Below are 11,984 nucleotides of genomic sequence, written 5' to 3'. Positions count from 1 at the left end.
AGCCGAACTCCAATCTGGATGCAGAAGGCGAAGCCGCATTAACCCGCGCCATCAAACTGATGCGCCAGAACGGCAGCATCGTGATTGTTGTGGCGCACCGACCAAGCGCGATCTCAGCGGTCGAGCTGCTGCTTGTTGTAAAGGATGGCCAGCAGGCCGCCTTTGGCCCGAAAGAAGAAGTCCTGCCCAAAATTAGCGCCCCAGCCGGCGTACCTGCACCAGCTGGAGCTCCAGCCCCCGGCACTAAGCCAGCGCCGGCAGCTGCAAAAACAGGACCATTGAGCGTGGTGCCACATGCCTGAGCAAACAACACTTTCCTCCATTCAGTCTTCCCGTAAGAAACACCTGCGCTGGGGTATCGCTCTTGTAGGCGTTCTGGTTCTTGGCCTTGGAGGCTGGGCCTCTGTTGCCAAGATCAACAGCGCGGTGATCACCTCCGGCTCTATCGCGGTTGATGGTCAGGCCAAGAAGGTCCAGCATCAGGAAGGCGGCATTGTCGGTGAGATCCTCGTCAAAGATGGCGACGAGGTCAAAGCCGGTGACGTGCTGTTCCGCCTTGACGAGACCGTGGTCAAAGCCAACCTTGCCATCACCCGCAAGCGTCTGCATCAGATGCAGGCACAGGAAGCCCGCCTTTCCGCTGAATGGCGCCGCGAACAGCGTGTGATCTTCCCGCAGACCCTTGTTGAGCTTGCCAAGACCGACGAGATCGCGGCCACAGCTCTGGATGGCGAACAGGCTCTGTTTGACGCCCGCCAGCAGGGCATCAAGGGCCGCAAAAAGCAGCTTGGCGAGCAGATTGCTCAGCTGGAGCAGCAGATTGAAGGCCTGCAGGTGCAGCGTGATGCCAAGGCAGAAAGCATCGATCTGGTCACCCAGCAGCTTTCTGACTTCTCCTCGCTTTTAGAAAAACGCCTGATCAACGCCTCTCAGGTCACCGCCATCAAACGCGAGCGCGCCGAGCTGATCGGTGACCGCGGCGGACTGATCTCTCAGATCGCCCAGACCAAGGAAGCCATCAGCGAAAAGCGCGTGCAGATCCTGCAACTGGATGAAGAGTTCCTTGAAAAGGTGCTCTCTGACCTGCAGACCATCCGCTCCCAGATTGCCGAGCTGGAAGAACAGGAAGTTGCCGCAGAAGATCGCCTGAAACGCATCGACATCCGCGCGCCGCAGTCCGGCTATGTGCATCAGCTTGCGGTTCATACCGTGGGCGGCGTGATTGCACCGGGTGATACCTTGATGTTGGTGGTGCCCGAAGACAGCGAACTGGTGATCGAAAGCCGTGTTCAGCCAATCGACGTGGACCAGCTGCAAGTGGGACAGGACGCCTATGTACGCCTCGCCGCCTTTGACCAGCGCACCACGCCAGAATTGGGTGCTGCCGTGCTCAACGTCTCCCCGGACCTGACCCGTGATGAGGTCACCGGTGAGCCGTTCTATCTGGCCCGCCTGAAGATCCTGGAAAGCGAGATGCCAAAGCTCAACGGCCAGACACTGGTCCCGGGCATGCCCGTCGAAGGCTTCATCCAAACCGGCGAACGCACCGTCCTCTCCTACTTCGTAAAACCCCTCCAGGACCAAATCGCTCACGCACTCAAGGAGAAGTAAGTGCCCCTTACTTCTTCGGAGGGTGTTTATGTGAGACGCTTCAATCGTTGGGTGAACGCATTTTGCAATGAATCTATAAGGATATTTGGGAAACCACTAGGGAGCTCTGCAAATGTACTCTCCAAGGCTTGAACACTCTGGTTGTGTAGCTCTTGAAATAGCTCTTGTACGATAGTTTTTGACAAGCCAGCAGCAATAGCTGTCTGCTCAATGTGTCTTCCGAAGATATCTTCAACACGATAATGACTAGATGTACCAAAGCGCATGGCGAGTTTGAAATCCTTGCGCTGGATCTGATTAAGATCATAAGTTGGTTGGACCGTTAGTACGTCATAAATTGGTGTCAAACGAAAACGACCATTTGCCATGAGTGCAATACTGAAGTTTTTGGCATGCCCATGCGTTGCGCCCATCAACCAAAACAGAATGTTTGCTTTAAAGAATTCCAGTCGGTCTTTTGTTGGCTCATCACTCCCACGCAAGCTGTCCATGATTTCAACAATACCGGGACCACCTTCGTTTTGATATTTTTGGGTTGGTGGAGTTGAGTGAGCTTGACAGAAATCTTCCTGGGGCAATCGTATCAAGCGCCCATCATCGCTCCAGTATCGATCAAAGCGCTCAACAACCAATGCCTTGCGTTCGCCAAATGTTACTATTTCTGTTTTGGCTGTACGAAGACCAAATGCATTCAATAGTTTGAGGCATAGATATTCGTTCTCTACGCTGTAAGATAGATCCATACCATTTGGCAATCGTCCAATTTGTGGCTTGATAATATGAGTTGTTGGTGTTGTTCCAGATGGCTCAATCCATTGACCTTGATGATACAAAAGCGCTGTTTTCTCCTGAGCACCCGCCACCAAAATCCGAAAATCTCTTTCTTTTCGGATGCCAAGCGGCGCTATGTCGAGCTCATTTAGTATTCTTTCAATTTGCTCTTCGTTGACGGGCTCTCCTATCAGCTCATTGGTTGCTTGAGGATGTTCGCCTTTAGGTAGAAACTGTAATGCGCCTATGCAATCTCTTCCGATTGCAGATAGCATGCTATAGGCATCTGTCCCTTGGGCGCCGACACGTTCTGCTACGCGCCTGCGTATGTCATCGTTATCTGGCAACAAGTTATCGAAGACTGCAATTGCAGGAAGGCCAGCATATCTATCTGGACGTAAAGGCAATGAGAGCGAAACTGGTAAAGCATTTTCGAGCTCGAGCAGGAAGATGCATAGGAGAAGCTGACCGCACCTGAGCTTTCGCGTGATAGAGTACCCACCAGTCGAGTATTCATAAAAACATCTAATGGTTGATAGCTTTTTCGCCGTCCCATTTAGAATAGCTCGTCCATTGGTATGGCCATGCCTTTTGTGCGTGGTTGTATTTGGATTTCGAGGTCCAAAGCCGCAAGTAAGTCAAAAATGGTATCGATCTTTGTACCACCAACGTCATTTTCAATTTTGGAGATGGTCTCCTGCCACACACCACTTCTGTTTGCTAGTTCTTTTTGTGTAAGCTTGAGTGCCTTTCGTGCTTGGCGAATGGCATGTCCTATGTCTTTAGGCGTGCGTGCGAGTTGTTTCATATTTTTGCTCATTGCCAGAGTATGATTTTCAAATCATAAAATATCAATATGATTGAGTGATCATAAAGCATGATAATGATCTACAGATCATGAATGTTGAGGCTGAAATGTATTTGAATCCTAAATGAAATCGCCATGTGGATTTGTTGTACGAAAATAATTAATTATGTAAGTCGCATATCAATTAAGATTATGTCGGCGACGCTTAGTCGTTGATATATTTAGTATATCAATATTCAATAATTTAATTAAGTAAAATAAGTAGAGTTATCAACTTTCACTTTTATTATTTTTGAATCGCATCAATTATTACGAAGTCACGTTGCGTGATTAATATCGTAAACCTATTTGTAAGAGAAAAGGGGAGTAGTATGTCTAATAAATTTGGTAATACTATCGCTAAGAAAATGCATTCAATCAAAACGCGTTATTCAAATCAGTCTCAGAACAACTGTGCCTCATGTAACAACAGTGTGGGCTGCCAAAATAACTCCTGATAAGCATATACTTCCCGGCGGTCTAATAAGCCGCCGGTTCTTTGAGGCACTAAATTTATGTACTGCATTCAAAATTTTGGACACAGCGATCTCACTCAAGGTATCATGGTACAATCTAGCTTGGGTTTTTTCGAAATTACAGATCCTGCGATCTCTAATATTGTGTTGTCCTTGCCGAAGGGTAAAACCCTTACCCTGACGGGGCTTTATAGTTTAATTAAGAAGCACTCAAGATCTCCGATAGATGAAGTTGTCGAGTACTTTGAAGTTGATCTTGGAATAATAGTAAGAACTTCAGTGCCTCGATTGCAACTTGAGTTGGCTACCACCTCTGATCAAATTGCTAACATTGCAAACAAGCTCGGATATCCGAGCCAAGATGATCAACATGAGCAGAAGAAATCCAAATTAGTGATTGTTGCATTTGAGGGGTATCCAGATACTGCCTTCATCAAGCAGCACATGGACAGTTTAGACGCAAGAGATCGCCTTTTGGTAGGTTTTCAAGCTCGCGATTGCTACATTATCAGCTCTGTTTGGTACCCAGATTCCTTGACACCATGTCCACTCTGCAACATTGACTTTGCGTTGGATCGTATTTTCTTCGATCCTAAAGACGCAATGATGGGCTTATCTGATGTTTATGACCTGACCAAAACTTTGGGAGGTGAAATCCCCGCTATTCCTTTAGATTCGACTGATATTGCCTTTATAATCAGATATCTAAAGCAGTACACTGATGCGTTGGTGGGAGGTGGTTTTGCTGCGTTTTCACCTTTTGATCCACTGATGACATCAGTAATCGATGTGCCCTCCTTGAAACGGCAGACAGTTAAAGTTCCTTTTTCTCCATTGTGTGATTGCATTCGCACCAAAACGAATGTTGGAGATGTCATGGAGCAAGAGAATGCATGAAATCGTTCAGCATATAGCTAGTGATCATATTGATAGAACACTCCTAAAAGAGGCCTACATCTTTCATAGCAGTGGTTACAATAGGAGCGCAAAAGATCTGGCTGCGGTGCTTCCCAGTCAAAACACGCTGACGAACGAGCAAGTCCGCATGCTGCAAAAAACTGAGCATGTATTTGGTGGTGAGCTCTTATCGCCGCCTCAGCAAGGTCTTGCTTCAACGAATAGGCTTCCTTCTGCCCCTTCTTTTTCTGATGGTCCTGCTCTGCCTATAAATGATCTATTATCCGCACTATCAAGTGCGTTCGGAGAGTCCCCTGCCCCGCCATTTACACGTCCCTATCCAAGTGGTGGTGCTATGTACTCCGGCCAAGTTACTGTATTTGCGAAACAAGTGTCAGAGCTTGCAGTTGGCACTTACCATTACTTGCCAAAGCAACAGCGGCTTGAGCGGTTAAATGCTCGTCCTCAGGCAGAGATTGAGAAGCACTTGTTTCTTGCTCCTGCAGAAAATCTAAATGGCTACTCATTTTTCGTTCTTTACTCGATCTTACCGATACGTCCGATCGCAAAATATGGGATGCGTGGGTACTTGATGGCATGCGCAGAAGTTGGATCAATGTACCAATCACTCATTCAGCAAACAGAACGATTAGGACTAAGATCCAGAGTTTGGGGGGGATTTGCCGATGAAGCCCTCTCTATTTCGATGGGGGTGGACCCTCGAGCAGCCTGGCCTGTGTTTTGTCATTTGGTTGGGAGGGGGACCTCATGATAGGAACAAGCTTTCCTCGCTTTAGTATCAACCTTTCCCCGAATCTAGATCTACCGACAATGGTCTCAGGTCGGTTCGGCGAGACTAGAGGCAGTTGTGCAACGGGGTATGATCGCTCAACGAGAATTCGTTCTGCTGGAGAGGCGATTGAAAGATTATTGTCATTTAGCGAACTGCAAGATCCAGCGTGTTACCGGTGTCTTTCTGAGTTGGAGCCTACGAACCAGGAATGGTTTAGAGCTCTGTTTAAAGCTGCTGACCAGCATGATCTTGAAGAGCATCGATTTGCCTGTGAGGTAGTCTCACTTCATGGAAGTGATGCATCATGTTTAGTTCCAACGTTACCATTCACACTTGGACCGCACCCAGACTCTCGCTTTATGCCAATAAGAGATAGCTCTGGTTGTGCAATACACGTAGATCGTGACCAAGCAAAACGGGCAGCATTGGCTGAGTTCGCAGAGCGTCAAGCCCTCTGTCTTTTTTGGTACTATGGGCATGTCGTTAACTGTTGTGAAATAGCGGAGCAGCCCCCCAAACATTACTTAAATGCAAGCAGTCGGAAGCTGCTATCTTGGTTTCGAAATGTTCAACAAGGTAAAATCTATCTTTTCGACATATCGGTTCTTGCACCATTTCACTCGTTTCTTGCATTCTACGTGAATGAACAAGGACCTGTCTATTTTGCAACCGGCGCTGCAGGTAGCGATAATGCCGGAGAAGCAATAAACAAAGCAATTATGGAGTTATATCAAGCATTTGTTTTGACATTCCAAAACGTCAATACTGACTATAAATACACTGACATTCAAGAAAGTACTGACAGCATCACAGCAGGATATTTGCAGTACAACACTCAATATTGGGCAGATGAGTTTCAGCATCTAGCACGTGCTCATTTATCAGATTTTCCAAGTCAAAGTTTCACTCCGCCTTGGAGAAGGCAGCTGCTGGATAGCGAGATACTAATATTCGATCGCCAACTTGACTTTGGTCCCAGTTGCCAGCCTCTAACCTTCATAGCAACAATGGGTATGCCTAGTTTTCCTCTTATGTCGATTGAAAATCAAGCCACGACTGCAGATCAGCAAGCAGCTAAATACCTTGGTTATGAAAAGCAAGTGCGCACAGGGCCAATTCCATTCGCATGACAAAATTGATCTTCACAATACGTGACATCTGGACTGCAATTGACGGACGTCCCCGTGTCCTTCTTTATATTTCGTTTTTGCTCTTTGGGGTCGTAACACTTTGTCGTGTACTTACCCCAGTATTGTTTGCGTGGATAATCGCAAGTGGAGAGTATACAGCAAACAACATTGCCATGGGCATTCTCGCATACTCAGTGCTTTTCTTTCTGATCCGCTTCGTAGAAGAGTGCCGCTTTGCGGTATACGTTTGCTTTGAGCAGGAAGTGCAAAAGCATCTGGCGTTAAAGACAATTGAAACGTTCTTCCATTTCCCATTTTCTTTTTCAAGATCCAAATCACCAAGTGAAAATGCAATTGTTGTTGATCGAGGCTTAAGTGGCTTACGAGTTGCCTTGTACAATGGAATATTCTCATTGGCGCCTGTGGTTGTCGAAGCGATTATCTTCATTGCAATCATCGCAGTTCGTATTGATTGGGTAATTGCTTCGTGGGCGCTTGCGATCCTCGTCAGTTTTCTTCTGATTACAATCAGGCTTTCAAATAAGATCCGGGCACTTCAAGAAAAATGGTTTTCGACAGCTACTGTCAACTACAAAATCTTATCTGAGAGCTTACGTTCGTTCGAGACAATACGTTCATTGGATCGAACGAACTGGGCCAAAACGCGATATCGAAGTGCGACAGATGATTTTATTGAAGAAGTGGTCGCCTCTTTGAAGCCAGGGGTTGTTCTGGGATGCCTTCAGGGTCTGCTTTTGTGTGTTTTGGTTGGATCTATCGTAGGAAGTGTTTTATTCTCAAGTGGCATCACACCAACCACGGTAGCTACACTGGTGCTCGTAAATGGTCTTCTTGTTCAAATCATTACGCCGCTCTTGCAGTTTTCTGGTGCTTACCGCCTCTTCATCCAAGGGATAGCAAGCTCAAAACAGCTACTTGACCTCCTGAACACAAAGACTATTGCAACAAAAATCCCTCATACAGTTATTGACGATGCATCAGACAAAGTCTTTCAAGCAGAGCAAATTTCGATTTCTTATGGTAGTCAAAAAATCATTCAGAATGAAAGTTTTACCATCCCCTCGAACCAGTTAATCGCAATTTACGGGCCATCAGGTTCTGGGAAATCGACATTAGCTCGATGTCTGGCTGGGCTGTATGAATATGATGGTGTTATCAAATCACTCTATAACTCCGATAAAATCTTCTACTTAACGCAGGATGTTCATCTGTTTGATATGTCCATTCAAGATAACATTGCCTTGGGTTTGCCTGTCATCGAAAGCAAAATACTTGCTGTGTTAGAGAGCTGCGGGTTCACAAAAAATGAAATATCAAGCTTGTTAGATCGGGGGGTTGGTGAAAATGGCGCGAACGTATCTGGGGGGCAGCGTCAACGGATCGGTATCGCTCGATTGTTGTATCATGAAGCTCAGGTGTTGATCTTAGATGAGCCAACATCGGCTTTGGATGCTGATAATGCGAACGTTGTTATTGAGTTGTTGAAGAACTTGTCGATAAGTAAGACTTGTATCGTTGTGACGCATGATGCTCGATGCATCAATCACGCAGACATTCAATTTAAGATCTTGAATGGGTGTGTTGTTCAATCTGACGAAGCGGTACCTGCCATTAAATAAAGAAGAACTGATCGGGCTGTGAAAGTAGTGCAGCTATACTGGAATGCCAAATCACTTCACTCTGAATAACTGAGTTTGATGAAGTTCCCAAGTTTGTTTTCACGTTAATGTTGCTTTCAATTTATAGCATGACTACACAGTTGAATTGCACGCTGAAAAATATGCCCTGCATGCTTTTGCGTCTAACTTGAAATAATTTGACATCACCCAAGTTTGTCTGAAGTCAGTGCCTATTCTTCATTGCACTCTAATATACAAATGTTGGCGTATCAAAGCTAATAACATCTATTATATCTTCAGAAGTTAATATCATGAAATGCATCAAACCGGAGACTTCATGAGTTTCTAAGTCCTCATCTTTCAACAATGCCAGAAGAGGAGAATTCTTAACTTCAAAAATCAAATGCGGTAGTTTGTCGGCGATTAAGGCTAATGTTTTTAGTCGAAAGCCTTCTTCTGAAACGGCAACCAATTCTCTAGTTTCGAATATCACAGTTACATTTCCATTGTCTCGCGTGAGCTCAATTTGTACACCATCACGATGGTCTGTAACTTTTAGACAGTGAAAGCTTTTCCCTGTTAAAGCAGGTACCGAGTAGGGAATAAATTGTGGCTTCAAGTCAGTCTCCATATCTGATTTTGATTCTGTTTTTGCCGTCTTGTATTTCTATGGTTGGTCGATTATCGGAGCTATATGGACGCACATTAATCATTCTTCCATCAGGTAGCTTGCCTACTTCTCCTCCGTCAGGAAGCGACTTAACCTTTTCAGGGTTCTTGTCTTTATAGTCTTTTAAGGCATCTTGGAAATCACCAGGCTTCTCCCATTGCTGAGTTCTACCTTTGGTTTTTTGTCCAGGCTTTGCACCAGGGACAGGGGGATCCTGCGCCTTTTTCTTGCCGTTAGCATCAACTTCTTGGTTTTGTAAATAAATGCTGCCATACGTTAGGTAGGCTGCACCATACATCACATGAGATGCTGGCCCGTTTGTGATTATGTAGTCGAAAAAGTCCTGTTCAAACTCAGCAAGTGCCTGATTTTGTGATAAGTTCACCCCTGGATAGTACCCAGGGACTACAGAAAGCTGGAGCACCTTGGCTTGAGCAATCTGGACATGTTTGTATCTGCTTGTTGGATTGCGATCTTCATCCCGACCGGGTCCCCGATAACCGTATCCTCCTTCACATAGTCCACTACAAGGATCGTAATCTGAATAGACGACGACTGCATCCAACTCCCCATCATCAATTGCATAGTTACCGGTTGGATCTTTGAATGCGATCGGGTTGTTGAGTGCGTAGCTGTATCGGTTGGTTCCCACGTAAGGATGGGTTGGGTTAAGCCAATCAGCTTGCAGGAACTGAGCCAGATCAGCATCATAATAACGGGCATTGAGGTAGGTTAGGCCAGTTTCTGGATCATCGCGTTCACCAATCCAACCTTTGCTTTCACGCGGTGTATCAGCTGCCTGCTGAACATCTGTACGCTTGCCATAAGGCTGATAACGACTAACCGCGGCAATGTCACCAGCACTGTTGGTCAGCATGCGCACCGAAGATAAGTGATCGCGGTGGAGCCAGTTGGTGGTGGTGCCCACACGGCGCACAGAACCATCCAGATGTTTGATCACCGTGCCATCGGGCAGGATCTCCTCATCAGTGCCCAGATATAGGGTGGTCTGACCTCCAGAGATCTTTTTTAAGCGCGCGCCATCTGGACCATAAACATACTGGGTGGTTACCCCGCCCATGGTCACTGAGATCGGACGATCTTTGCCATCATAAGTGATTGTCCGGCCCTTACCGGAGACCATGTTGCCATTGCCATCATAAGAAAAAGTCCAGGACCCAGCCTTGGTGGGAGCATGCGGACGGGCAGCTGTTGGCGCAGGATATGAGTAGGTGCCAACATCACTCTTGGAGAGCAGATTGCCGGAGGGGCTATAGGTAAAGCTGCGGGTCAATGCACTGTTGCCCACATTGGTGGCAGCGCTTAACCGGTTGACCCCATCATAGCTATAATCAGTTGCCATTGGCCCGGTTGGATCTGATCTTGGTGATGCGCCCTAAAGTGTCTCGGGTATACTGCTCTTCAAACAGAACCTGAGCCCCTTTGGTCAGTTTGGTTCCCAGCAACCATTCACGTTGTAAGTTGTAGCTTTGCTCAACACGGGTGCCGTTGGCATAGTCCACCTGGGCAATATCAGAAAAGCTGTTGTATGTGACCTGATTGATTGCTCCAGGAATTGAGATCAGGCGCCCGGCCTGGTCATATTGGTATTGCCCATTTGACGGCGGCCAGACCTCCCCATCGGAGAAGGATCTTTTACGCAGCCGCCCTGCCTCATCATAAGAGTAAGTGCGGATATAGGTTTGTCCATCAATGAGGTAGCGTTCGCGCACCAGCTGGCCATGGCTGTCATAATCATAAAGAATAGTTGCAGCCTCATTGCTCAAACTGGTGAGCTGGCCGGTATTGTAATAGCCAGTGCGCGCTTCATCATAGGTGTAGCTCACATCCTCAGGCGCACCTTGAGCAGGACCCCCAAGTGCCAGGCCTAGAATAAAACCTATGACACTCTTGAGTGTTAGCGATGAGTTTAAGATGTTTGCTAACTTGCTCATTTTAACAGTACCTCTGGTCGCAAGACCTGAACTCAAATTAAAGTTGCGTACAAAAAAATTAGAACCTGAAGTCATCTGCATGGAGATCCCCAGGTGCTGTGTTTCTGATTGTGACTGTGTTGGTAGTGTTGATCTGAATGAGGGTATTGCTTCCAGATGTACTGGTGCGTGCCAATACATCAGCAAAGCTGGTCAGACCTGTGCCTTTAAGCTGAATGACATCGCCTTCCCCATGGCCTGCAGCAAAGTCTTCAATTACATCACGGCCAAAGCTGATGCCTTCAAAGACAAAGGTGTCATTGCCTTTGCCGCCATGTAGATTGTCATTGCCGGCTGCCCCATTGAGGGTGTCGTTGCCGCCATAGCCAGACAGACGGTTGTTGCCACTGTCACCGGTCAGGCTGTCGCCATAGGCATCACTGCCTGTTGCGTTCTCAATGGAGACATAGGTGTCGCCAGCCGCATCGCCTGTGTTTTGGCTTGGATCTGCAAGATTGATGGTTAGAGCGTGCTTGGACCAACGATAGCGGGCGGTATCTACACCCGGCCCCCCGTCAAGATAGGCGTTACCGCCATGATACGCATTGAGGGTATCATTACCGCTCTTACCTTCCAGACGGTCATTTCCTTTAAAGCCGTAAAGAGCATTGTTTTGCTCATCGCCAATCAAGACGTCATCATGATTGGAACCCATAATGATCTCAAAGTTAGAGATCGTATCGCCCTCGGCGTGGCCACCTGAGACAGCCCCGGTTGTCAAGTTGACGGAAACCCCTGTTGGAGACGATGCATAATCGACGATATCAACTCCTGGCCCCCCATCCAGCGTATCTCCACCAGCGTATCCATAAAGTCTGTTGTTGCCAGCATCCCCGATTAGCGTGTCAGCATGATCGCGGGTCCCCATAACGCGTTCAATGGAGACGTAAGTGTCACCTGCTGCATCCCCTGTATTCTGGCTAGGATCTGCCAGGTTTACGGTAACCCCAGAGGAGGCGTAGTAGTAGCGCACGGTATCAGTGCCTTCCCCGCCATCGAGGATATCAGCACCGGAGCCGTAGGCATTAAGCTGATCATCTCCGCCCAGACCGTAGAGTTTGTCTATGCCATGTTGGGCATACAAAACGTTATTTTGATCGTCACCTGTGAGAACATCATCAAAATTGGACCCTCCCACGCGTTCGATATTGGCGA

The 11,984-nt window shown here is 47.1% G+C and carries 11 protein-coding genes and 1 pseudogene; 6 read left to right on the top strand and 6 right to left on the bottom strand.

Translation table 11 applies throughout. The features are described from left to right. Positions 1-302 (top strand): annotated as a pseudogene (locus JCM12308_RS27115) (type I secretion system permease/ATPase); the annotation flags it as partial. Continuing rightward, a complete protein-coding gene (locus JCM12308_RS27110) occupies positions 295-1,611 on the top strand; it encodes an HlyD family type I secretion periplasmic adaptor subunit (protein WP_054785733.1) in 1,317 nt (438 codons plus the stop codon). The pseudogene JCM12308_RS27115 and the gene JCM12308_RS27110, both read left to right, overlap by 8 nt. Before the next feature lie 26 nt (positions 1,612-1,637). Here the strand turns inward: JCM12308_RS27110 and JCM12308_RS27105 are convergent, their stop codons facing one another. Together JCM12308_RS27105 and JCM12308_RS27100 are read right to left on the bottom strand one after the other, a co-directional pair. Next, the gene (locus tag JCM12308_RS27105) at positions 1,638-2,789 is read right to left on the bottom strand and encodes a type II toxin-antitoxin system HipA family toxin (RefSeq protein WP_244272046.1); all 1,152 of its coding nucleotides are present in this window, start codon (positions 2,787-2,789) and stop codon (positions 1,638-1,640) included. 149 nt (positions 2,790-2,938) lie between these two features. Next, positions 2,939-3,190: a helix-turn-helix domain-containing protein gene (locus JCM12308_RS27100; RefSeq protein ID WP_054785734.1), complete on the bottom strand. Its 252-nt coding sequence runs from the start codon at positions 3,188-3,190 to the stop codon at positions 2,939-2,941. 554 nt (positions 3,191-3,744) lie between these two features. Here JCM12308_RS27100 and JCM12308_RS27095 point away from each other — a divergent pair. Genes JCM12308_RS27095 through JCM12308_RS27080 form a run of 4 tightly spaced genes read left to right on the top strand, consistent with a single transcriptional unit; the run spans position 3,745 to position 8,165 of the window. Continuing rightward, complete coding sequence (locus JCM12308_RS27095) at positions 3,745-4,602, top strand: hypothetical protein (protein WP_054785732.1); 858 nt, start codon at positions 3,745-3,747, stop codon at positions 4,600-4,602. Beyond that, positions 4,595-5,374 (top strand): SagB family peptide dehydrogenase, encoded by a 780-nt coding sequence (locus JCM12308_RS27090; protein ID WP_054785731.1) that lies wholly within the window; start codon positions 4,595-4,597, stop codon positions 5,372-5,374. The genes JCM12308_RS27095 and JCM12308_RS27090 overlap by 8 nt, the downstream gene beginning before the upstream one ends. Continuing rightward, positions 5,371-6,525, top strand: coding sequence for a YcaO-like family protein (locus JCM12308_RS28115; RefSeq protein WP_083417540.1), 1,155 nt, complete (start codon positions 5,371-5,373; stop codon positions 6,523-6,525). The genes JCM12308_RS27090 and JCM12308_RS28115 overlap by 4 nt, the downstream gene beginning before the upstream one ends. Beyond that, positions 6,522-8,165: an ATP-binding cassette domain-containing protein gene (locus JCM12308_RS27080; RefSeq protein WP_054785729.1), complete on the top strand. Its 1,644-nt coding sequence runs from the start codon at positions 6,522-6,524 to the stop codon at positions 8,163-8,165. Before JCM12308_RS28115 ends, JCM12308_RS27080 begins: the two co-directional genes overlap by 4 nt. Positions 8,166-8,412: 247 nt before the next feature. On the opposite strand, the gene JCM12308_RS27075 is transcribed toward JCM12308_RS27080, so the two are convergent. From JCM12308_RS27075 to JCM12308_RS27060, 4 genes are all read right to left on the bottom strand, one after another. Beyond that, entirely contained in the window at positions 8,413-8,796 is a 384-nt protein-coding gene (locus JCM12308_RS27075) for a hypothetical protein (protein WP_054785728.1), read from the bottom strand. After that, positions 8,786-10,198 carry an RHS repeat domain-containing protein gene (locus JCM12308_RS27070; RefSeq protein WP_054785727.1) on the bottom strand — a complete coding sequence of 471 codons (1,413 nt, stop codon included), beginning with the start codon at positions 10,196-10,198 and terminating at the stop codon, positions 8,786-8,788. Before JCM12308_RS27070 ends, JCM12308_RS27075 begins: the two co-directional genes overlap by 11 nt. Next, a complete protein-coding gene (locus tag JCM12308_RS27065; protein ID WP_164845385.1) occupies positions 10,188-10,871 on the bottom strand; it encodes an RHS repeat domain-containing protein in 684 nt (227 codons plus the stop codon). Before JCM12308_RS27065 ends, JCM12308_RS27070 begins: the two co-directional genes overlap by 11 nt. Then, positions 10,849-11,984: calcium-binding protein (locus JCM12308_RS27060; RefSeq protein WP_164845384.1), on the bottom strand; the 1,136-nt coding region annotated here is incomplete at its 5' end. The genes JCM12308_RS27060 and JCM12308_RS27065, both read right to left, overlap by 23 nt.

It is taken from the genome of Pseudovibrio denitrificans JCM 12308, assembly GCF_001310815.1.
Lineage (GTDB): Bacteria > Pseudomonadota > Alphaproteobacteria > Rhizobiales > Stappiaceae > Pseudovibrio > Pseudovibrio denitrificans.
The sequence above is the reverse complement of the archived record's forward strand: the minus strand, read 5'-3'. Positions and strand labels throughout refer to the sequence as shown.